The sequence below is a fragment of the Arcobacter sp. F155 genome, assembly GCF_004116455.1.
Classification (GTDB): Bacteria; Campylobacterota; Campylobacteria; order Campylobacterales; family Arcobacteraceae; genus Halarcobacter.
In genome coordinates, this window is the sequence record NZ_PDJU01000005.1 from 37160 (window position 1) to 59697 (window position 22538).

Annotated in this window: 19 protein-coding genes; 10 read left to right on the forward strand and 9 right to left on the reverse strand. The window is 28.8% G+C overall.

Annotated features, from left to right (window positions below; genetic code table 11):
- Positions 1–4: 4 nt before the first annotated feature.
- The 4 genes from CRV03_RS06745 to CRV03_RS06760 all read right to left on the reverse strand — a co-directional run bounded on the left by CRV03_RS06745 (position 5) and on the right by CRV03_RS06760 (position 4589).
- Positions 5–325, reverse strand: coding sequence for a DUF3325 domain-containing protein (locus CRV03_RS06745; RefSeq protein WP_129084388.1), 321 nt, complete (start codon positions 323–325; stop codon positions 5–7).
- Positions 325–2046 (reverse strand): PepSY domain-containing protein, encoded by a 1722-nt coding sequence (locus tag CRV03_RS06750; protein WP_129084389.1) that lies wholly within the window; start codon positions 2044–2046, stop codon positions 325–327. Before CRV03_RS06750 ends, CRV03_RS06745 begins: the two co-directional genes overlap by 1 nt.
- A 2-nt stretch (positions 2047–2048) precedes the next feature.
- Positions 2049–2312 (reverse strand): hypothetical protein, encoded by a 264-nt coding sequence (locus tag CRV03_RS06755; protein ID WP_129084390.1) that lies wholly within the window; start codon positions 2310–2312, stop codon positions 2049–2051.
- A gap of 78 nt (positions 2313–2390) precedes the next feature.
- Complete coding sequence (locus tag CRV03_RS06760; RefSeq protein ID WP_129084391.1) at positions 2391–4589, reverse strand: TonB-dependent receptor domain-containing protein; 2199 nt, start codon at positions 4587–4589, stop codon at positions 2391–2393.
- Between the two features lie 168 nt (positions 4590–4757).
- Between CRV03_RS06760 and CRV03_RS06765 the strand changes: the two genes are divergently transcribed.
- Both CRV03_RS06765 and CRV03_RS06770 read left to right on the forward strand, forming a co-directional pair.
- The gene (locus tag CRV03_RS06765) at positions 4758–5492 is read left to right on the forward strand and encodes a response regulator (protein WP_129084392.1); all 735 of its coding nucleotides are present in this window, start codon (positions 4758–4760) and stop codon (positions 5490–5492) included.
- Positions 5476–7275, forward strand: a complete 1800-nt coding sequence (locus tag CRV03_RS06770; RefSeq protein WP_258239027.1) for a sensor histidine kinase — start codon at positions 5476–5478, stop codon at positions 7273–7275. The genes CRV03_RS06765 and CRV03_RS06770 overlap by 17 nt, the downstream gene beginning before the upstream one ends.
- Before the next feature lie 3 nt (positions 7276–7278).
- Here CRV03_RS06770 and CRV03_RS06775 read toward each other — a convergent pair whose 3' ends face one another.
- Positions 7279–8985 carry a lysophospholipid acyltransferase family protein gene (locus tag CRV03_RS06775; protein ID WP_129084394.1) on the reverse strand — a complete coding sequence of 569 codons (1707 nt, stop codon included), beginning with the start codon at positions 8983–8985 and terminating at the stop codon, positions 7279–7281.
- A gap of 151 nt (positions 8986–9136) precedes the next feature.
- Between CRV03_RS06775 and CRV03_RS06780 the strand changes: the two genes are divergently transcribed.
- Both CRV03_RS06780 and CRV03_RS06785 read left to right on the forward strand, forming a co-directional pair.
- Positions 9137–9844 carry a DUF445 family protein gene (locus CRV03_RS06780; protein WP_129084395.1) on the forward strand — a complete coding sequence of 236 codons (708 nt, stop codon included), beginning with the start codon at positions 9137–9139 and terminating at the stop codon, positions 9842–9844.
- Positions 9845–9925: 81 nt separating this feature from the next.
- The gene (locus CRV03_RS06785; RefSeq protein WP_129084396.1) at positions 9926–10240 is read left to right on the forward strand and encodes a hypothetical protein; all 315 of its coding nucleotides are present in this window, start codon (positions 9926–9928) and stop codon (positions 10238–10240) included.
- A 51-nt stretch (positions 10241–10291) separates the two neighbouring features.
- On the opposite strand, the gene CRV03_RS06790 is transcribed toward CRV03_RS06785, so the two are convergent.
- Entirely contained in the window at positions 10292–10498 is a 207-nt protein-coding gene (locus tag CRV03_RS06790; RefSeq protein ID WP_129084397.1) for an SHOCT domain-containing protein, read from the reverse strand.
- Between the two features lie 136 nt (positions 10499–10634).
- Between CRV03_RS06790 and CRV03_RS06795 the strand changes: the two genes are divergently transcribed.
- Entirely contained in the window at positions 10635–10940 is a 306-nt protein-coding gene (locus CRV03_RS06795; protein ID WP_129084398.1) for a hypothetical protein, read from the forward strand.
- Positions 10940–13933 (forward strand): transcription-repair coupling factor, encoded by a 2994-nt coding sequence (mfd, locus tag CRV03_RS06800; RefSeq protein ID WP_129084399.1) that lies wholly within the window; start codon positions 10940–10942, stop codon positions 13931–13933. The genes CRV03_RS06795 and mfd overlap by 1 nt, the downstream gene beginning before the upstream one ends.
- An 8-nt stretch (positions 13934–13941) precedes the next feature.
- Here mfd and CRV03_RS06805 read toward each other — a convergent pair whose 3' ends face one another.
- The 3 genes from CRV03_RS06805 to CRV03_RS06815 form a co-directional block, all read right to left on the reverse strand.
- Positions 13942–14241, reverse strand: coding sequence for a hypothetical protein (locus tag CRV03_RS06805; protein ID WP_129084400.1), 300 nt, complete (start codon positions 14239–14241; stop codon positions 13942–13944).
- Between the two features lie 53 nt (positions 14242–14294).
- On the reverse strand, positions 14295–16955 hold the full coding sequence (locus CRV03_RS06810) for a diguanylate cyclase domain-containing protein (protein ID WP_164968627.1): 2661 nt from the start codon (positions 16953–16955) through the stop codon (positions 14295–14297).
- Positions 16956–17032: 77 nt separating this feature from the next.
- Positions 17033–17449, reverse strand: coding sequence for a hypothetical protein (locus CRV03_RS06815; protein ID WP_164968628.1), 417 nt, complete (start codon positions 17447–17449; stop codon positions 17033–17035).
- Between the two features lie 205 nt (positions 17450–17654).
- Here CRV03_RS06815 and CRV03_RS06820 point away from each other — a divergent pair, with 205 nt between their 5' ends.
- Genes CRV03_RS06820 through CRV03_RS06835 form a run of 4 tightly spaced genes read left to right on the forward strand, consistent with a single transcriptional unit; the run spans position 17655 to position 22538 of the window.
- Positions 17655–18461: a mannosyl-3-phosphoglycerate phosphatase gene (locus tag CRV03_RS06820; RefSeq protein WP_129084403.1), complete on the forward strand. Its 807-nt coding sequence runs from the start codon at positions 17655–17657 to the stop codon at positions 18459–18461.
- On the forward strand, positions 18443–19603 hold the full coding sequence (locus CRV03_RS06825) for a glycerate kinase (RefSeq protein ID WP_129084404.1): 1161 nt from the start codon (positions 18443–18445) through the stop codon (positions 19601–19603). The genes CRV03_RS06820 and CRV03_RS06825 overlap by 19 nt, the downstream gene beginning before the upstream one ends.
- A complete protein-coding gene (locus CRV03_RS06830; RefSeq protein ID WP_129084405.1) occupies positions 19603–20814 on the forward strand; it encodes a glycosyl transferase in 1212 nt (403 codons plus the stop codon). Before CRV03_RS06825 ends, CRV03_RS06830 begins: the two co-directional genes overlap by 1 nt.
- Positions 20814–22538: an alpha-amylase family glycosyl hydrolase gene (locus tag CRV03_RS06835; RefSeq protein WP_129084406.1), complete on the forward strand. Its 1725-nt coding sequence runs from the start codon at positions 20814–20816 to the stop codon at positions 22536–22538. Before CRV03_RS06830 ends, CRV03_RS06835 begins: the two co-directional genes overlap by 1 nt.

Sequence of the window (22538 nt, forward strand, 5' to 3'; positions counted from 1 at the left end):
CCTTTTATAAAAAATTTAATATCAATGTTAAAACAAAAAGTAAAACAGATATTTTGATGATTAGATAAGGTTTATATGTGTACATAAAGGCAATAAAAATTGCAACAATAGTTAATAAACCTATAAAATAAGTTATTCCTAGTGAAATACCAATTGTTTTAATAAAAACAATAAAAGAGATAATCAAAAAGATACAGCCTAGTATTTTCATGAAAAGTTTTGTGTTTTTATTTACTGCTTTTTTTATTACTTGTTTATAATGCTTTTCTAAAGAAAAAGAGAACAGTAACATTCCAAGATAAGTTAAAAATGAAGCAAGAAACATTATGCCGTTCTCCTTTCTTTTCTAATTAAAATAAATCTTATTAATAGACAAACTAAAGCCATAAAGATAAAGAAAATATCAAAATATATAAAGATAGAATCTCTAGTGAAAATTTCTAGAAAGGAGTCTAAAACTGTGATTGCATTTATAACTGGTAAAGATAAAAATAAAACAGCAGTTAATAAAAGCTGTTCTTTCCAAGCTTTGCTTGTATCTCTTAAAAAAGCATAAATATAAGAGAAAAGCCAAGCTAAGAAGAAGGCATTTATTTCTAGGTCTCTTCTATTTACTTCATCAATAGACATAACTCTATTTGCTATAAAATAAACAGCAAGACCAAGCATTATTCCAACTATAGTTCCAAGGTTCAATTTCTCAACAAGCCAAAAGCCAAAACTTTTTTTAATAGCATTTTTCTTTTTTCTTTTTTGTGTCCATAATATAAGACCAGTTCCAACAAGAACAACTCCTAATATTCCAGAAACAAAGAAAACAAATCTAAGTGTAGAATCTGCAAATTTTGCTTCATGTAAAGCTCTTAATGCAGTACTTGTATTTAGAACATTACTTTCTAAAGAGGGTAAGATAGAACTATCAAGTAAAGTCAAACTCTTAGCATCATAAGTAGCTACTTCTCTTTGCATCTTGTAGTTAAATAGTGTTGTTGCAACCCTTGGGCTAACTTCAACAATAGGGTTTTTATTTTTCTCTTTTATAATTGTAAAAGAGCCAATATTATTAGGCCAGATTTCATTAGCTTTTTTTATGATTGAGTTTAAAGTCTCTTTTGTAATAATATTTTTAGTCTCTATATATTCATACTTATGAAGCTGTCTATTTGCATTTGTTAAAGCAAGTCTTTTAGCGCTATTATTTGTGTTCTTAGCTTGTCTTAGTGCGTTAGAGTTTATAGCACTATAGATATTTACTTTATTTTCCACTTCCTTGTTTTGAAGAATAACTCTTTTAGTTTCAATCTCTTTATTATCTACACTATAAAGTTTGATGTATTCTTGTTTATAAGCTCTGTAGTTGTCTCCAAAGTATGCTTTTATTCCCCATGGCATTATTGTTCCAGTTAAAAGAATCAATCCTGAGTAAGTAATCATAATCAAAAATGGTAAAGCAGCAACAGCAGGAAGAATATGAGCATCCATCCAACCTCTTGTATTGTTTTTAGGTCTAAATGTAAAGATATCTTTGAAGATTCTTTTATGAATTAGGATTCCTGTGATAATTGCAACAAACATTGACATAGTTGCAATGGCTACAATCCATCTACCTACACTTCTAGGAACTTCATAAAGTTCAAAGTGGAATCTATATAAAAAATTACCACCTGCTGTTTTAGTAGTCTCTTCTATTTTTTCACCACTACTTGCATCATAATAAGTAGGTGGAACTCTTCTTTTTCTTTTGTTTGTTTGTTCTTTTTTGTCTGAGTTTTCAACTCTTACTGCTAATAAGTTACTTCTACTATTTGGTAGAGTTATACTTACTTTATCATTTCTTTCAATCTTTTCTATCGCTTTGTTAATTGCAATATCTAAAGTCTTATCACTTTGTTTTGATTTGTGAAACTCTGGTTGCATCCATAATGTGATTTCATTTTTATAGTATGCACTTGTTCCTGTTACAAAAATAGCAAATAAAAGCCAACCTACAATTAAACCACTGTAAGTATGAAGCCATCTCATTGTTTCATTAAAGTTCTCTTTCATGGCTATCCTTTTATTCCAGCAAGACAAATATTTATTAAATAAAGATTTGCACTAATTAGGCTAAGTTGTATAATTAAACTTTTTAATTTGATATTGCTATATGAGTAGATAATAAATCCTAACCAAACAAGAAAGGAAATCATTGTTGCAAAAGAGATTGCTTCAATTTTATTTGAAAAAGGTAGTGTAAGGCTTAAAGTCACAGTAAGCAAGGAGGCTAATAAAAATCCCCCAGCACATGCAGTTATTAATCTAAGTATATTCATTTTGATTCCATTATTTTAATGATAGTATTAATGCCCAAGTCAAAAATTCGCAAAAGACTTGAGCATTAAAAATTTGTTTTAGAATTTAATATTTAGACTTAACCAAAGCTCTCTTCTTTTTTGAGCAAGGTTATAAGAATAAGTTTCTTCTTGAAGACCAGATGTTGAATCTTCATAGCTAACAGTTTCGGTAAAATCTTTGTCAAGCAAGTTATTAATTCTTGCATTAAAAGTAACGTCTTTTGAAACCTTATAAGAAGTTCCTAAATCAAGTACATGGTAATCTTTATAGTAATCAAAATCTTCTTCATTTACAGGACTAAATCCTCTTGAACCAGCACCACCTCTCCATCTATCTTTTTCTCCAGACATAGTTAAGTAGTTATTCCATTTAGGCGTTGTTTGCCAATCTAAAGTTAAGCTATAAAGATGTTTTGCACTTGATGTTAGTGGATCCCCAGTATCTTCTCTTTCTGAATCAGTATAAGTATAGTTTGCTTTAATTGCTAAATTATCTAAAAGTTGATATTTACCAGCAATTTCAATACCTTTAATCTCTGCATTATCGATATTTTGCATTTGACCTGAAACTACTCTAAAACCACTCCATTCAGCTGGAACATCTACTTCTTCTGTACTTCTTTCAATTTTATCTTTGAAATCATTTTTAAAGAATGTAATATTAAAGTTATGACCTCTTTCATGCTCAAAGTACGCTGCAATTTCTGTATTGATACTTTCTTCAGGTTTTAAATCAGGGTTTCCAAACCAAGGTCTAGTACCTTGTCCTCCAAACCCAGTAACACCTTCATAAAGGTCAGTAGTCTTAGGCGTTTTATATCCTGTCGCAACTCCACCTTTGAATGTCCATCTTGGAAGAGGGTTATATACTAAATATGCCCTTGGACTAACATGGCTTCCAAATGTTTCATGGTCGTCATATCTAATTCCAGTAGTAAGAGTTAAATCGTTAAGAATTGACCAACTATCTTCTGCAAATAACGCCCATTGATCATATGAACTAATTACTCCTGAATCAGTTGTAGAAGAGCTTGTCATTCCAAATACTCCATCTTCAACTTCTGCTTGAACATATTGTGCTCCAACTACAACAAAGTGATTGTCAAAAGGCATTTCAAGTTTTGCATCATAAGTTGTTGTTTCAGATTTTAATGTTCTTTCTGGTCTTGGCATGAAGCTTGCAAAAACAGGATCAGCTAATGCTGCATCTAAGTCTGCCCATCCTCCTTTATTGTCTTCAATATATCTTCTTTCTGAAGCATTTAGAGGAAGACTTCTACCAAGATTTTCAGATTTAATATGATGAATTCCTACTGTACTTTTACCAATATCCCAAAATGCTTCATAAGTTAGAGCATACTGTTCTCTTTCCATTCTTTGAATCTCGTCATACCCAACTCTTTGGTCGTTATATAAAGTTTCATAAGTATCAATAGTTCCTACTTGACCCTCACTATTATCATATTTTTGTCTCATAATGTCATAATCAAGTCTAATAGTATGTTTATCATTTGGTGTAAAAACTAAACCAGTCCCAAGTGACCAATTTTGGTTATCCATAGTTTTTCCAGCACCACCAAAAGTAGACCCTGAACTTGTTTCTGGATTAGACTCTTCTTTATCGTAATAACTACCTCTTAAACTAAGACCTAATTTGTCTTTGATTAATGGTCCCATTATAGAGAAATCAGTTGTTTTATCATTTCCAAATTGACTATCACTTTGTAATGTTTGACTTTGTGTGAAAGAACCAACCCATTTGTCAGTAACTTTTTTTGTAATAATATTAACAACACCACCCATTGCATCAGCACCATAAAGTGTACTCATTGGTCCTCTTACCACTTCAATTCTTTCAATAGCTTCTAGTGGTGGTAAATTTGCATTTTGGAAACCACCAAAGTTATTTGGGTAGATATCTCCATTATTATTTTGTTTTTTACCATCAATTAATATTAAAGTGTAGTCTCCACCCATTCCTCTAATACTAATACTTCCTTGACCTGATTTATCTCTTGTTTCTCCAATGTCAACACCTTCGATATCTTTCATTGCATCTAAAAGATTAGTGTATGGTTTCTTATGTAAATCTTCTTGTGAGATTACAGAGATACTTGCAGGAGCTGTTACAAGCTTTTGTTCAAATCCACTAGCACTAGTTACAGTGATGTCCCCAAGGTTTGACTCATTTGCATATAGATTACTCAATGTTGTAATTGCTACTAATGAAAGTAAACTTTTTCTTTTTATATTCATTTTAATCCTTGTGTAAAAAATTAGTAAACGTATTGTATTGATTAAAAATGATGTAAAAATGATATTTTGATAATTGCTATCAAAATCATTTGTAAAAGTAAGATTTAATTAATTTTTCAATACAATACTGAGTCTAATTATCATAATAAGTATTAGAAAGGCTTAAAAGTGTCAAGTAATTTATTAGCAAATAGAAATTTTGATGTTCTTGTGGTTGAAGATGAACCAATCTTAGCTATGGCAATGGAGTTAAAATTAAAGAAGTTAGGATTAAATGTAAGTGGAATTGCTACTTCTCCTGACCACGCAATATTGCATGCTCAAAACAATTTTCCAGATATAGCAATTATTGATATAAATCTAAATGCTAAAAAAACAGGAATAGATGTTGCAAACTATTTATGGAAAAATTTTAATATACCAATAATATTTTTAACTTCATACTACAATGATAATATTTTAAATCAGGCTATGGAGTCTGAACCGTACGCATATTTAATAAAACCTTGTAGAAATGAAGAACTAAAAGTTGCAATAAATACTGCAATGCATAAACATCAATTCTTTTTTAAAAATAAAAAAAATTTTAAGCAGATAAAAGATGATTTTTTATATCTAGAAAATAGTGTTAAATATAATAGAAGTACTTCTGAATTATATGTAAATGATGAGGTTTTTAAATTAACAAGAAATGAGAAAAAACTATTTGAGATATTAACAAAAGAAGCTGGTAAGGTAGTTAGTTTTGATACTATTTTTAACTTTATTTGGCGAGAAGATGTATATGACTTATCAAAGCTGAGGTCTTTGATTTATAGACTTAAAACAAAACTAGGATTTAATCCTTTTGAGAATTTATATGAAGAAGGTTATAGGGTAAAAATAGTTGGCGAGGATATTTAAACTAAAAAACTACTCCTTTACTACAAAGGTAATTTTCTCATTTTTTCTTATGCTTATATTTATATATGGAATAAGAACTGCATTAACAATTCCTAAAATTCATAGTGAAAATGAAAAAGATGTAATAGAACATATTACTAGAACTTTGATGATTATAAAAAACCAATTTATGATTATTGGTAAATCTATTGGTATGCAAGCAAACCTTGAAAGAGAGCTTACTCAAAATAAGATTGCAAATGAGTTTTTACAAAATGAAAAGCTCTTAAACTCTTTTTCTAAAGAAGAACTTCTATCATATCTTAGTAAAAATGAGTATATAAAAGGCTGTTCCTTTCAAATAGAAAACTTTGATGAATCAAAAACTTATAAAGAATGGACGGTAAGAGTAAAAAATAATCCTTCAAAAGCATATAGAAAACAAAAAACTTATCACTATAATTTTCCTTTAGATAATAAAAACAATATAGTTCTTGCTTGTAGTCATAGTAGCTTAAACCCTGGACACTCTCCTTTTGAAAAAGAGTTAAAAAAACATTTCCATGAAAAACTTGTATTTGGAACAAGTTTAAGTGAAGCAAAGACAGCACTTTTTTGGCTTAATACAGAGTTTAAAGAGTATGATACTCCTTTATATTCAAATGATATAAATATAAGAAAAAGTAGATATACCCTAAGTAATTTGTCCAATGTTAAAAATCTTCCAATAGGAGATTTAAGTTTAAAAGAGCTTTTAGAAGCAGATGAAAAAAAACCAATATCTCATAAAATAGATGGAAAAGAGGTTTTAACTTGGGTTATAAACCTAAGTCCTAATGCAAAGAACAATAGATATTTTATTTTAATCCATAGTATAAATAAAGAAGAGATAATAAATAAAAATAGTGAAGATATTATTGTTTTACTAAATGAAACTCTACTTACTATTGCAATTAGTTTTTTATTGATTCTATTTTTATTTAGAAGGATATTAAAAAATATTGACAAAATTACAAGAGCTGCAATAGAGGTAAATCAAGGTAAAAAAAATATAAGAAGTAGGGTTAATGGTGATGATGATATTGGTATCTTAGGTCATGCTTTTGATTCTATGTTAGAGCTTTTTGAAAATAATATTAAAACCTTAGATAAAAAAGTTGAAGAGAAAACAAAAGAGATAACAAGATCACTAGAAGAAAAAGAGTTACTTTTAAAAGAGATTCACCATAGAGTTAAAAACAATCTTGCTTTAACAATTGGTTTGATTGAACTTCAAGAAGAAGATGTACAAGATGAAAAAACAAGAAAAGTTCTAAAAGATATTCAAGAAAGAATTTTTACAATGGAACTTTTACATAGAAAACTTTATGAATCTGAAAATATAAATGATATACCTTTTAAAACCTATGTAAAAGATTTAGTATCAACAATAGCTCACTCTTATGATATGAACAATAAAGTAGCTGTTTCAATTAAAATGGAAGAGATAAAATTAAATATAGAAAAAGCTATGCCTTGTGGTTTGATTTTAAATGAGTTAATAACAAACTCTTTCAAATATGCATTTTGTAAAAATGAAGAGGCAAAGTTAGATATAGAGATTACAAAAGATAAAGAGACTTTAATTATGAGTGTAAAAGATAATGGTAAAGGTTTAGAAGGTGAATTTGATGAACTTCATACTAAAACATTAGGATTAAAACTTATAAATACTATTGTTAGATTTCAGCTTTTTGGTTTTATTGATTATATTTATGATGAAGGTGCAAAGTTTATTATAAAAGCAAAAGTAGAAGATATATAGACCTTAGCCTATATATCTTTTTCTTGCACTATCTTTGATTTTTTCTACATCAACTAAAATAAAACCATCTAAACAATCTGAGAAATCAGGGTCAACATTAAATCCTAAAAATTTAACACCACCTTCTTCACAAATATCTGAGTACTGTTTAAATAGTGTAGGAACCGCAACTCCAATACTATTTAGACTTGATTTTAAAATTTTAAAGTCCTCTTTTCTACTTTTATATTCAAAGATTGACCTTAAATCTAAACTATGAGAAGAGTATTGATATGGTATTTTTGCTTCAACCATCTCTTCATCATTTGCATAGTAGTATGAGTAGTGAAATACCATTAAGTCTTTTGCTGCACTCGGGAAATTTCCTGAGATTGATACTGGACCAAACATATATTTTATTTCAGGATGATTTTTTAAATATGCTCCAATTCCATACCAAAGATAGTCTAAGGCTCTTGTTCCCCAATATTTTGGTTGTACAAAACTTCTTCCAAGCTCTATTGAGTCTTTTAAATATGGAATAAATCTATTGTTATATTTAAACAAAGTATTAGAGTAAAAACCTTTTACCCCAAGGTTTTCATTGATAAATTTACCATTTCCTATTCTATATGAGCCAACTATCTCTAAGTCATTTTCATCCCAAAGAATGATGTGTTGATAATAAATATCATACTTATCTGTATCTCTTTTTTTGTTTATACCTTCACCAACTTTTCTAAAAGATAGTTCCCTTAGTCTTCCTAACTCTTTTAAAACTACAGAATCCTCTTCATAATCATAAAGGTAGATTTTTTTGCCATCTTTTGTTTCACCTATTAGCTTTGACTTTTTAAGCTCTTTTATAATGTCCTCTTTTTTCTGAGGATGAGCAATAGCTTTTTGTGTTTCAAAGAATGACTTTTTGCCTTTTTTTAGAGCATATAGATGCTTTTTATAAATATTTACAAGATACTTCTTATCTAAACCTTTTGGTTTGATATTCTCATTTGGAATAATCTGTCCTATCTTTATATTTATATTTGTTGATTTCTTTTTAAACATCTCATGGGAAAGTAGAAGTGTTGAGAATGTCTTATTTAAAACCGACATAGTATAAAAAGTTTTAGAGTTTTTGCCACCAATAAAAATAGGTAAAATTGGAGCATTTGTATTTATTGCAAAATTTAAAAAACCTTTGTTCCAAGAAGGATCTTTTACTCCTTTTGCACTAGCACGGCTAACTTCTCCTGCTGGGAATATAATCACAGCTTCATCATTATTTAAAGCATTGTAAACTGATTGGATATCTTTTTTTGATTGTCTCATTTTATAGTTATCAATTGGAATGAAAAGTGATTTTAAAGCATCAATTCCAACTAAAAAATCATTTGCAACAATCTTTACATCAGTTCTAATTGTTCCAACAAGTTTTAATAAAGATAGTGCATCTAATCCTCCAAGTGGGTGGTTAGCAATAATTACTACTTTTCCAGTACTTGGAATGTTTTGTAAATCATTACTTGAAACTGTATAGTCAAAGTTAAAATAGTCTAATACAGCATCAACAAACTCAAAACCTTTTAGGTGTGAGTGTTTTTCTAAAAATTCATTTATTGAGTTTTCATGTACAACTTTTTTTGCAATGTTAATTAAAGATTTTTTCAAGAAGTTTGGGTTTTTATTTATATTTGGAAACTTCTTTGCTATCTCTTTTTGAACATCTATCATTTTTACTCCTTAGTTTGGAAATTTTAAAATAAATGCATTACAAATGAGTTACATGGTTTTATTTAAGTGGTTACTTTTTTTAAGAGGAATAGGGTAATAAATAAATTACGTAAATTATGATAAAATCCCAAAATAAAATAAGGAGGCGTTTATGAGTAGAAGTGATATTACAAATTTAGTGACTTTACTTATTATGGCATTTGGTTATTCAAATGATAACCATACTATTTTTATGGTTGGACTGTTTGCCTTAAGTGGTGCTATTACAAATACTTTGGCTATTCATATGCTTTTTGAAAAGGTGCCATTTTTATATGGAAGTGGTGTTATTGAAAAAAAGTTTGAAGCTTTTAAACATGCAATCCATAACTTACTTATGAATGAGTTTTTTACAAAAGAGAACTTAACAAACTTCTTTAAAGATGAAGTATCAAGTGCAAAAAGTACAATTGATTTTGAAAAACTATTAAATAAAACGGACTTTACACCTGCTTATGACTCTTTAAAAGAATCAGTTATAGAGTCACCTTTTGGTGGTATGTTAGGAATGTTTGGTGGAGAAGCAGCATTAGAACCACTAAAAGAGCCTTTTGTAGAAAAACTAAAAGCTTCAATAGTTAAAATTTCTCAAACAGACTCTTTTCAAGCTGTTGTAAATGAAGCCTTAACATCTGAAGATTTAAGTGAAGATGTATATGAAAAGTTAAGCAAAATAGTAAATGCAAGATTAGATGAACTAACACCCAAAATGGTAAAAGAATTAGTTCAAAATATGATAAAAGAGCACTTAGGATGGCTTGTTATTTGGGGTGCAGTATTTGGTGGAATAATAGGATTGGTTTCAACATTAGTAATATAAAAATATTTTTTATATTATGAATTTACACACTTTTTCCTCATTAGAGTTTTACAATAGTTCTAAAAAGAAAAAGGATTTGTAATGAGAAGACTATTATTAACAGCAGTTGGGGTAGGAGTGTTCGCTTCCATAGCATTAGCTCATGGAATGAATCAAGGTAGCAGTAATCAGATGATGAACCAAAAACAGCAGGTTCAAAAAAACCATATGAATAATTCAGGAAACCACATGAATGATTCACAAATGGGAAATCATGGGAACCAAGGAAACCATATGAATAATTCAGGAAATCACATGAATGATTCACAAATGGGAAATCATGGGAACCAAGGAAACCATATGAATAACTCAGGAAACCACATGAATGATTCACAAATGATGAATCACGGAAACTAGATAGTTGGTATAAAGTTTAATTTTTTAATTAAACTTTATACTCATAGCCCTTTACTCCAAGGTTTTCTTTATCTCTTCGTACTCTTCTTTTGTTATCTCACCTTTAGCAAGACGTTTTTTTAGTATATCAATTGCAGAATCTTTATCTTTCTTATCCTTTTTTAATAAAGATATTAATACATAAAATATAAAAAGCCAAAAGATAAACATCCAAAATCCGTGGAACATTGTCATGTTCATATGCATATAATCAAACATCTTTTCTCCTTTAATTTTTTATAGTCTATTTATATAGTGAGGATAAAGTGTGTAAAAAATGCTTTAAACCCCAAATTAAACCTTATTTAAATAAAATACATTTTTAATAATTACTGCAAAAATAAATAGGATAAAAATGGAAGAATTAGACGTTTTAGTATTACTTGATGTAGCAGGGCTAGAAGACAAAGAAAAATTTGAAAAACATGTAAAAAGAGAAGGTTTTTCTCCTGTAGAAGGTGAAAATTTTGTTTATACTGCAAAATCTACAACAACAACATTTTCTACAAAAGCATATATTTTAGAAGTGTTTAAAAAGGGACTTCAAAAAAACAGTTTCACTGATGCAAATTTAATTTTCTTGCTTAATGAAACACCTTACCCAGCATATTATTATGATAAGCAAACAAATGATTTTGAAGAAGCAAAAGAAGAAGAATAGTGAAAAATATATATGAATATTTAAAGAACTTAAAGGATGAAAAAAGATTAAAAGAGTGTCAACTCTTAATCGTAAATGATGATAAACAAGCTCAAGTAGCAAGTGATATTGTCTCTTTTTTAGGATTTAAACCTTTTTGCTTAGCTGATTTTAGAGCAAATTATGGGGATGATTTATTATCTTTTTCTACTGAACTTCAAGATATAACAAAAGTTTTAAACGAATACTACTCATATAAAAAACAAGACAAAATATTAATTGCTCCAATTAGAACAGCTTCATTCCCTTTACCAAAAGATAAGTGCTTTGACTCATTTGAGATAAGTTTTGCAGATACTTTAAACTTAGAAGAGTTAAAAACAAAACTTTATAACTGGGGATACTATTTTGTAGATATTGTAACAAGTGAAGCGGAAGTTTCTATTAGAGGAGATATTTTAGATATTTGTCCTTTAGGAAGTGAAACAGGATATAGAGTATCACTTTTTGATGATGAAGTAGAGAGTATCAGAGAGTTTGATATTGAAGATCAAAAATCATCAAAAGATGAGATTGAAAACTTTAAAATCACTCCTGCTTTTTTAGCCCTTGATGAAAGTTCCCTTGATGAAATAAATGAGCAAATAGAGAGTGTAGAAAGTGATGCATTTATTAAAGATATACACTCTTTAGGTTTTTGGTATTTAGGTGAACTAGGTGAATATTTGCCACAAAAGTTAAACTCTTATGTAACTTTAGAAGCCTTAGATGAGTTAGAAGAGGTTTATGTATTTGAAGATAAAAGAATAAATAAAGACAAATTTTTAACTCTACCTCAAGTATTTAACTCAAAATCCTATCAAGAAATAGCACCAGCAAATATAAAAGAGTTTTTAACTTTCCATGAAGATAAGAAAGTGACTATTATCTCTTCTTCTGAAGCTAAGGTAAAATCTTTTGATTTAGAACTTTCTAATTCTAATATAAATTATGTTTTTGAAAACTATATTATCAATCTTATTGGAAGTGATGAGATAATCATTTCACTTAATAAAGAGATTAAAAAAAGAAGAAAAAAGAAAGTAAAACTTGTACTTGATGAGCTTCAAGTCGGAGATTTTGTAGTACATGAAACCCATGGTATTGGTCAATACAAAGGAATAGACCCAGTTGTAGTTATGGGAGCAAAAAGAGATTTTGTTGTTGTAACTTATGCAGGGGATGACAAGCTTTTAATTCCTGTAGAAAATATTGATTTAATTGATAGATATGTTAGTGACGGAAGCTCTTACGCTGTAGTTGATAAGCTAGGTAAGGGAAGTTTTGCAAAACTAAAAGAGAAAGTAAAAGATAAGCTATTTGCTATTGCAAATGATATTATTAAAATTGCAGCTGCTAGAGAACTAATCAATGGAATAAAAATAAATACTGATAAACAAGTATTAAAAGATTTCCAAAATAGTGCAGGCTTTGAATATACAAAAGATCAAGCAAGAAGTGTAAGAGAAATCTTTGAGGACTTAAGTTCTGGAAGAGTTATGGATAGACTTCTTTCTGGTGATGTTGGTTTTGGTAAAACAGAAGTTGCTATGAATGCAATTTTAGCAACTGTTTTAGATGGTCATCAAGCTATTTTTGTATGTCCAACAACTTTACTTGCAACACAACACTTCCATGGGATGCAAAAAAGATTTGAAGAGTTTGGTATCAGAATGGCTAAACTTGATGGAAAATCAACAGCTAAAGAGAAAAACCAAGTTAAAAAGTCACTTGAAGATGGAAGTTTAGACCTTGTAGTTGGAACTCACTCATTACTTAGTGTAAAAACAAATGACTTAGCCCTTGTTGTTATTGATGAAGAACACAAGTTTGGAGTAAAACAAAAAGAGAAACTAAAAAGTCTAAGAGAAGATGTTCATATTTTCTCTATGAGTGCTACTCCAATTCCTAGAACACTAAATTTAGCCCTTTCTAAACTAAAAGGTATGAGTTCACTTCTTACTCCTCCAAGCGAGAGACTAGGTGTTAGAACTTATGTAAAAGAGTATAGTGATAAGCTTATTAAAGAGATTGTTTTAAGGGAAAAAAGACGTGGAGGACAACTTTTCTATGTTCATAACAACATTGCTTCAATAGAAGCTAAAAAAGCTGATATAGAAGAGATTGTTCCAAATATTAAAATAGAAATAATTCACTCTAAAATTAAACCAAAAGAAGCAGAAGAGATAATCGAGAAGTTTGATAATAAAGAGTTTGATATCTTACTTGCTACTTCAATTGTAGAATCAGGACTTCACTTACCAAACGCAAACTCAATTATCATTGATGGGGCAGATAGATTTGGTATTGCTGATTTACACCAACTAAGAGGAAGAGTTGGAAGAAGTGATAAAGAAGGATTCTGTTACTACGTTGTTGAAGATAAAAAACAAATCACTAATGATGCTATTAAAAGATTAGTAGCCCTAGAATCAAACTCTTATTTAGGTTCAGGAACTGCTTTAGCTCATCAAGATTTAGAAATCAGAGGTGGTGGAAATATCATTGGTGAAGCACAAAGTGGTCATATCAAACAAATTGGTTATGGACTATATTTAAAGATGTTAGAAGATGCACTTGCAAGTTTAAGTGGAGATACAAAAGAGGAAGCTAAAACTGTTGATATTAAATTAGCTATTTCTGCATTTATCTCAAGTGATTATATAGTTGAAGATAGAGTAAGACTTGAACTATATAGAAGACTTTCTAAATGTCACAGTAAACAAGAAGTTTATGAAATAGAAGAAGAGATGGAAGATAGATTTGGTAAGCCAGATATTCCAACAAAACAGTTCTTAGAGTTAATCATTATAAAAATACTTGCATTAGGTCAAGGAATTAAAACTATCTCGTCTTATGAGATGAATATAACATTTACAAAATTAGATGATACAAAAGAAACAATAAAGAGTTCAAGCAAAGATGATGACGATATCATCGATGCTACACTAAAGTTTTTAAATAAGAAAAAGTAAGGGAAACCTTACTTTTTTCTATTTGGAAGATAGCTAAACAGCATAAAAATCACAAACACCATTACAAATACAATTGCAATAGAGTTGAAACTTAACTCAACTTCTGGACCCGCACCTCTTTGGTAGTTTTTAGGCATAAATAAAAACATTGTAGAAAGTAACATGAATGAAGAAGTTACGATAGCAATTAAGTGTGCAAAAATCATATGAAAACGTTGTTTATAGAAATCCTTGATTATTTTCCAAGTTATAAACGAAGCTGTAAATACAATGATTAGTACAATGATCTTATCATAGTTTGGTTCCATAAAAGTCCTTAAAATAATTTATGGAATATTGTATGTATATATTACTTAAACCCTTATGATATAACTATTTTATTTCTCCCAGTTTTCTTAGCTGTGTATAGATTTATATCAGCTCTTTTGATTGTATCTTTTATATTTTCATCTTTTTTATAGATTGTTGCTCCAAAACTACAAGTTAAGTTTCCAATTATCTCAAACTCATGTTTTATAACTACACTTTTAATGTGCTCTAACGAAGTTTGAAGAGTTTCCTCTGTAACATTTTTCATAAGTAAAATAAACTCTTCTCCACCCCATCTAACTAAAATATCTTCTTTTCTAATAGAAGAGTTAATAACTTTTACTAAATCTATTAAAGTAATATCCCCAACATCATGCCCAAAGGTATCATTTACTTTTTTGAAAAAGTCTATATCTACAAGACATAAGGCAAAACTTGTAGTTGGGTTTTGGTCTGCTTCATAGATAAACTTTTTATTAATAAGCTCAAAATACTCTCTATTGTAAGCATTTGTTAGTTTATCATGGATAGTTTTTTGCTGTAACTCTTGATTCATTAAAATTGTTTCTGTAATATCTGTAAAGCTAACTATAAATAGTGAGTTTTCAAAACTATTAATAGTTACAGAAAAAGATTTTTTTCTTCCATTATTATCATTGATAGCTACAATTCTACTTGTTTGAGGAAGCTTTTGTAGTTCTTGAACCCAATCATTATGGTTTTCTATTTTCGTTAGATTAAAGTAATTATTATCATCTAAGAATAGTTCACAAATACAATTATAGTCTTGTAAAAAGTGAGATAGATTTCTATAGTTAAAAAACTCAAAGAAACTTTTATTTGCAAATTGAAGTTTTTCTCCATCTGTAAGGATTACAATATTTTGTTGTAAATCGATAAATTTATATAGCTTGTCATAGGCATTTTTTTGTGAGTTAATATCACTAATAATCCCTTCAAGATACTTTTTATTATCTTTTCTCATGATTTTAAATCTATCACTTATCCAAATAGAGTTTCCAGATTTTTGTTTTAGTCTATACTTTAATGTAATAGCTTTAGTAATATCACTTTTAGCTAGATTCTCTAAAGAGTATTCCACTTGTCTTAAGTCATCTTCATGGATTATTTGGCTGAATGAAATTCTACTATTAAAAAGTAAATCTTCATTTTCATAGCCTAAAATATTTTTTAAACTATCATTTAAATATGTTACTGTTTGGGCTTTATCAATTTCTCTTTTATACACAATATCAGGAATATTTGAAACTAAAAGCTCAAACTCTTTTTTTGAATATTCCGCTTCAATTTGGAAATTTTTTATTTCAGTTACATCTCTTAATGTACCAATTGAACGTATTGCTTTACCTTCTTCATCAAGTATGTGATGGGCTTCTTGTTCTACAAACTTCACTTTTCCAGAAGCAGTTATAATTCTAAACTCAGCTTTATAATCAAGAAGATTTTTGAAGAACTTTTTATAGATTGTATTTATTCTTTTGAAATCCTCTTTATGAATAAACTTCATAAAGTTTTTATATGAAGGAGTAATTTCATCCTCTTTTACTTCAAGAATTTTAAATAACTCTTCACTCCAAGTTAGTTTTTTATTTATATTGTTTCTTTCCCAATAGCCAATGTGTCCCATAACTTGTAGTTCATCAAGTATCTCATCTTTGTGTTTTAATTGTATTTTTCTCTTTTCAGATTTAAATAAAAAGTAGAAAAATAAAGAGTTTAAGATAATAAAAAACATCAATGAAGTTTGAAATTTATTTATTGCATTTTGTAAGTGAGGGTGTTCTCTTGTTATTATTAAGTATGCAACTTTTTCTTTTGAAATGGCATTTTTAATAGGTAAGTATGTAGTTATATATCTTTTGTCTTCATATGTTGAAGTAAAGTTAAATATCTTATTGCTATCTTTTTTTGCTAAAAACTCTTCTTTATTTGTATCTATATAGTTTTCAGTGATATCTTCTATAACGATATTTTTCTTTTTACTAATTGATTTTTCATGGTAGTAAGCATTGTTTGTTTCGCAAAGTCTATAGTTAGATATTTCTGAGTCAAATACTTTTGCATCTACAACCTCTTTTTTTATTATGAAATCAATATCTGCTTTTAACTCTTTATTTAAAGATTTAATAATAGCATTCATAGAAACTGAAACTTCTACACTTCCTAGATATTTCATTTTGTAACTAAGAGGATAAACAAATCTATAGCCGTTGAAAACTCTTCCCTCTTCAAAACCTTGAATAGCTTGTCTGTTTTTATTTGTGTACATAACAGTTGCTCTGATATTTGAAAGGTTATCTCCAAACTTTTCTGGACGGTGAAATCTTAAAAAGCTTTCATTGTCTTTTAGATGAAAGTGAAGTTGTTTGATTTTAAAACTATGCATGTTTTCATACATATATAAAAGTTCTTCGTGTAGATTTTTTCTTATTCTGTTTTTTTGAGCTTCATTTGCTTCATAGGCATTAAATATTATTTCTTTAACTTCTTTTGTATCAAGTTTATTAAAGTAGATGATATTTGAATTAGTTTTATAAGAATCAATAATTGTTTTATATGTCACATCTAGAATCTCTTTTTCTGATTCTAATTGCTGTTCAATTTTGTTATTTATCAAATAAAGGATAATCGTCACAAAAGTGACTGTTGTCAAAATAAAGGCTGTAAAAAGTATCTTCAAATTATTATTCATGTTTAATAACATTTCTTTTTATTTAATTATAACAAAAAGATACTTTTTATTTGTTGAAGAAATATAATAAAAACTTATTAGAAAGTTTTCCCTAAAGAGTAACCTTTATTTGAATGATTTACAATAATTCCATAATAAGTTAAATCTCTAATTCTCTTTACAATATTTCTCATAGTAAATATTGACATTTTTTTATTTTTCCAAACTTCTTTATGGATTGTTTCAAAGTCTATAATTTCACTCTTGTTTTGTAGAAGTAAGTTAAATAGACCATGTTGAAGTTTTGTAAACTGAATTGCTTTACCATTTTTATCAAAAAGGCAGTTTTTTAGTTTGTCGTAATAAAAACCTTCTTCAAACATAACTTTACTGTTTATTTGTTCATTAATTAATTGCTCAATAGTCTCTTCAAGTGGAAGTTCAATTTCTTGTGATTTTTCAGTTAGGAACTCTTCCATCTCTTTAGATAACTTGATAGTTATATCTTTACTCATTTGTTTCCTCATACTACAATTAAAATATAATTATTATTGTAACATAAATCAATTTTTAAAAGTTTAAAATTACAGTAAATTTTGAAATTTTGTCACAAAAATCACAAAAATGATAAAATTGTTTTGAAAATTATTTTTGTCACTGGATAGTAATTATTCATTTGTACAATAAATATTGAAAAAAAAGATGTTAGAATAAACTATTATGAAGAAAATTGTATTTACAGATTTAGATGGCACATTTTTAAATCACCATAATTATTCTTATGAAGAGTCATTAAGCTCTTTATCTAGATTAATTAAAAGTGATATCCCAATAATCTTTACAACTAGTAAAACTAGAAGTGAAGTTGAAGAGTTGCATAAACAATTAGGAATAAACGAACCTTTTATTGTAGAAAATGGAGCTTCAATATTTATACCTAAAGGGTATAAAAACAAAGATTTTTCTTTTCTAGAAAGTTTCGATGAAAAATATTATTATTGTAAAATTGGTGAAGATTATACTCTTATATTAGAGTTTTATAATAAATACAAAGATGAGTTTAATCTCACTGGATTTTCTTCAATGTCTATAAAGCAAATTCAAGAGCTAACTTCTTTATCATATGAAAAAGCAAAACTTGCTTCAAAAAGAGATTTTACAGAACCTTTTATTCTAAAAGATGAAAATCAAATTGAAGCTTTAAAACAAAAGGCTTTAGCATATGGTTTAACTCTTACAAAAGGTGGCAGGTTTTATCATATAATAGGAGCTAAACAAGATAAAGGTAAAGCTGTAAAAAAAGCAATAGAGATTTTTGAAGAACTCTATAATGAAAAGTTTTTTTCTATAGCGTTAGGTGATGGAGAAAATGACCTACCTATGCTTGAAGTTGTTGATTTACCAATTGCAATTAAAAATCACAAAGCTTTATTTGTAGAAACAAAAAACAAAGAGATTTTAAAATCAACATACAAAGGCGCAAAAGGGTTTAAGGAGATGATTACAAAATGTCTAGAAAACTACTAAAAGAGCTTTATTTTACAAGTGTAAATGAAGTAAAAGCAAAAGCCTTGATAAATCAAAATATTAAACTATTTGATGAGAGTATTAAAATAGTTGATAAAAGTTATAGTTTTGAAAGGTATAAAAATATATATGTCTTTTCTGTTGGAAAAGCCTCTTATCTTATGGCAAAAGAGTGTGAAAAGATTTTAAAAGATAAAATATCAGGTGGTTTAGCAATTTGCCTAGAAGATAAAAAATTAAACTACATAGAAACCTTCCAATCTACCCACCCAATAGTTTCAAGAAAAAGTTTTAAAGCTGCTCAAAAGATGATTGAAAAAATGCAATCCTTACAAAAAGATGATTTGGTGATTTTTTTACTTTCAGGTGGTGCTTCAGCAATGATAGAAAAACCAATTGATGGTTTAAACTTCCAAGAGTTTGAAAAGGTTTCAACTGCTGTTTTAAAAAGTGGAGTTGATATCAAGGCTTTAAACTCTGTTAGAAAATCTATTTCTCAAATAAAAGGTGGAAAACTAGCAAACTACACAAAGGCTAAGTGTGTGAATCTTGTGCTTAGTGATGTTGTTGGAAATGACTTATCAGCTATTGGCTCAGGTCTTATGTACAATGAAAAAGTAGCTAACTATATTATTGGAAGTAATAAAATAGCTTTACAAAAAGCTAAAAAAAGTATTGAGTCTAAAGTTAAAAAAGCAAAAATAGTAACTACCGTTTTAAATAAAGACACAAGCGAAGCTGCAAAGTTTATAAAAGAGACAATAGAAAAGTATGATAAGAAGTTTGATTCTTATGCTTTATTTTTTGGTGGAGAAACTACTACAGAAGTAAAAGCAAATGGAGTAGGTGGAAGAAATCAAGAACTAGCCTTAAAACTTTTAATAAATGATGCAATAAAAGATAAAACAACTATTCTTTGTGCAGGAAGCGATGGAATAGATGGAAATAGTAATTCTACAGGGGCTTTTTTAGATAATAAAATCTATAAAAAAATCCAAAAACTAGAATTAAATGCACAAGAGTATTTAGAAAATTGTGATAGTAATAGTTTTTTTAAGAAACTAAAATATGATTTTACTATAGGAAAGACTGGAACAAATGTGATGGATTTTATCTTTGTACTAAAAAATGGAGGTGCATAATGGCAGATTTTTTTCAAAATGGGGCAATAACAACTTTACAAAACTTAGGAAATAGAAGTTTAGAAAGTATCGAAAATGAACTTGAAGAGTTTAGCAAAAGAAGAAGAATGGTATTGCTTTTACCTGCACTTTACTCTGAGTTTGAAACTCCTGCGATGGCAAAGATTATTGAAGAATTAAAAAGTGTCAAATATCTTTATAAAATTATTTTAGGTTTAGACAAAGCTACAAAAGAGCAGTTTGAAGAGGTAAAAGAACTTATGTCAGTTCTTCCTTGTAAGGTTGATGTTTTATGGAATGATGGACCAAATATTCAAAAACTATATAAACAACTAGAAGAAGAGGGCTTCCCTGGACTTCAAGACCCAGGAAAAGGAAGAAATGTTTGGACTATGATGGGATATGGACTTACAGACAAAGACGCATATGCCTTTGCTTTACATGATTGTGATATTGTAAATTATAGTAAAGAGATACCTGCACGACTTTTTTATCCTATTGTTCATCCTGCTTTAGACTTTGAGTTTAATAAAGGTTTTTACTCAAGGGTTACAACAAAACTTCATGGAAGAGCTACAAGACTTCTTTTTACTCCTTTAGTAAACTCCCTTGTAAAAGTTTTTGGAAGTAACAAGTATTTAGAATATATGGAAAGCTTTAGATACTCACTTTCAGGAGAGTTTTCATTTATAAGGTCACTTGGTAGAGGTATTGGTATTTCTCCAACTTGGGGATTAGAAGTTTCTACTTTAAGTGAGGTTTATAAAAACACTTCAAATAAAAGAATATGTCAAACAGAGATTATGGAAACCTATGAACATAAGCATCAAGATTTAGGAAGTCAAGCAAGTGGTGGTGGAATATATAAAATGGCAAATGATATAGCAAAAACAATATTTAGAGTTTTAGCCCAAGAGGGAGTTATCTTTTCAGAAGCTTCATTTAAAACCTTACTTGCTACATATTTTCAAGAATCAAGATTTGAAATCTCAAAATACAATGCCCTAAGTAAAATAAATGGCCTTCAATACAATAGAGAAAAAGAGATAAAAGCAGTTGAAGCTTTCCAAGATGCTATTAAACAAGCCTCTTTAGAGTTTTATGAAGACCCAATGGGAGTGCCGTCTTTACCACCGTGGATTACTGTTAGGTCTGTATTGCCAGACTTCTCTGATAAATTTTATTTCTCAGTACAAGAAGACAATAAGTAATGCATATTTCAAATCCAGAACATACTATAAATAAAAGGTTAAATAGACTTTATCCTCCTGAGATTGCCCAAAAAGCAGTAAATAGTATTATAGATTTAATATTCAAATATAAATCAAGGGTTGACTCAAAAGAGTATAAGCTAAGCCAAAAAGATGTTATCTTGATAAGCTATGGAAACCAAGTTACAAGGGAGAGTGAACCTTCACTTCAAACTTTAAAAGAGTTTATGGATAAACATTTAAAAGGCATAATAAACTCAATACATATTTTGCCCTTTTATCCATACTCTTCTGATGATGGCTTTTCAGTTGTAAACTATAATACCGTCGACCCTCATATGGGTTCATGGAGAGAGATTGAGCAAATAAGTGCTGACTATAGACTTATGGTTGATGGAGTTATAAATCATGTGTCACAGTTTTCTGATTGGTTTAAAGCCTATTTGGAAAATGATGAGTATTTCAAAGACTTTTTTATCGAAGTTGACCCAAGTGCTGATTTAAGAAAAGTAGTTAGACCAAGGTCAACACCCTTACTTAGTGAATTTCTTGATGCAAACGGAAGAGTAAAAAATATTTGGACTACGTTTAGTAAAGACCAAGTTGATTTAAACTATAAAAGCCATAGAGTACTTAGAAATGTTCTTGATTCTCTTTTTTACTATATAGAAAAAGGTGCAAGAATTATAAGACTTGATGCCATCGCATTTATCTGGAAAGAGCTTGGAACATCTTGCGTACATCTTCCTCAAACCCATGAGTTAATACAATTAATAAGAGAAGTCTTACATGAAGTAGCCCCTGAGGTTATAATAATCACAGAAACAAATGTACCCCACGATGAAAATGTCTCATACTTTGGAAGTGGAGATGATGAAGCACAGATGGTATATAACTTTGCACTACCACCTTTACTAATTCACTCAATTTTAAATCAAGATACTAAAAAACTTACCTCTTGGGCTAGGACTTTAACATTGCCTAGTGATAAGGTTTGCTTTTTTAACTTTACAGCAAGTCATGATGGAATAGGCTTACGACCTGTACATGATATCTTAAGTAAAGAAGAGCTTGAGAACTTAGTATCAACTGTAAAAGAGCATAAAGGACTAGTTTCCTATAGAATGGATGAAAATGGTGTAGAGAGTCCATATGAGTTAAACTGCTCATATATAGATGCCCTAACTCACCCAGATGAAGATAGTAACATAAGATTAAAAAGAATGTTAGTCGCCCAAGCCACAGCTTTAGTTATGCCAGGTGTTCCTGGGATTTATTTTCATTCACTTGTGGGTTCACGAAATTATCATGATGGAGTAAAACATAGTGGTCAAAATAGAACTATAAATAGAGAAAAATTAAATATTGATTGGCTTGAAACAAAGTTAGCTAAACAAGGAAGTTCTGTAAAGACTATGTTTGATAGTTATAAAAGGTTGATTTCTATTAGAATTAGTGAAAAAGCTTTTGACCCTTTTGGTTCATTTAGATTTTTGGATTTAGGTTCAAAGCTTTTTGCCCTAGAGCAAACTTGTAAAGAGTGTGAGCAAAGAGTCTTGGCTATTCATAACTTTTCAAATGAAAGGGTTAAGTGTACTATTCCTGAAGATATATCATTGCCTTTATATGATATACTTTCATCAAATTTTACAGTCACAATAAAAGATAATAGAGAAATATATATTGAGCCTTATCAAATAGTATGGCTTAAAGGAAATGTATAA

Bases quoted from the DNA above. Each gene is read 5' to 3' on its own strand.
- CRV03_RS06745 (WP_129084388.1), bottom strand. From the start codon at position 325: ATGTTTCTTGCTTCATTTTTAACTTATCTTGGAATGTTACTGTTCTCT.
- CRV03_RS06750 (WP_129084389.1), bottom strand. From the start codon at position 2,046: ATGAAAGAGAACTTTAATGAAACAATGAGATGGCTTCATACTTACAGT.
- CRV03_RS06755 (WP_129084390.1), bottom strand. From the start codon at position 2,312: ATGAATATACTTAGATTAATAACTGCATGTGCTGGGGGATTTTTATTA.
- CRV03_RS06760 (WP_129084391.1), bottom strand. From the start codon at position 4,589: ATGAATATAAAAAGAAAAAGTTTACTTTCATTAGTAGCAATTACAACA.
- CRV03_RS06775 (WP_129084394.1), bottom strand. From the start codon at position 8,985: ATGATAGATGTTCAAAAAGAGATAGCAAAGAAGTTTCCAAATATAAAT.
- CRV03_RS06780 (WP_129084395.1), top strand. From the start codon at position 9,137: ATGAGTAGAAGTGATATTACAAATTTAGTGACTTTACTTATTATGGCA.
- CRV03_RS06785 (WP_129084396.1), top strand. From the start codon at position 9,926: ATGAGAAGACTATTATTAACAGCAGTTGGGGTAGGAGTGTTCGCTTCC.
- CRV03_RS06790 (WP_129084397.1), bottom strand. From the start codon at position 10,498: ATGTTTGATTATATGCATATGAACATGACAATGTTCCACGGATTTTGG.
- CRV03_RS06795 (WP_129084398.1), top strand. From the start codon at position 10,635: ATGGAAGAATTAGACGTTTTAGTATTACTTGATGTAGCAGGGCTAGAA.
- CRV03_RS06805 (WP_129084400.1), bottom strand. From the start codon at position 14,241: ATGGAACCAAACTATGATAAGATCATTGTACTAATCATTGTATTTACA.
- CRV03_RS06810 (WP_164968627.1), bottom strand. From the start codon at position 16,955: ATGAATAATAATTTGAAGATACTTTTTACAGCCTTTATTTTGACAACA.
- CRV03_RS06815 (WP_164968628.1), bottom strand. From the start codon at position 17,449: ATGAGTAAAGATATAACTATCAAGTTATCTAAAGAGATGGAAGAGTTC.
- CRV03_RS06820 (WP_129084403.1), top strand. From the start codon at position 17,655: ATGAAGAAAATTGTATTTACAGATTTAGATGGCACATTTTTAAATCAC.
- CRV03_RS06825 (WP_129084404.1), top strand. From the start codon at position 18,443: ATGTCTAGAAAACTACTAAAAGAGCTTTATTTTACAAGTGTAAATGAA.
- CRV03_RS06830 (WP_129084405.1), top strand. From the start codon at position 19,603: ATGGCAGATTTTTTTCAAAATGGGGCAATAACAACTTTACAAAACTTA.
- CRV03_RS06835 (WP_129084406.1), top strand. From the start codon at position 20,814: ATGCATATTTCAAATCCAGAACATACTATAAATAAAAGGTTAAATAGA.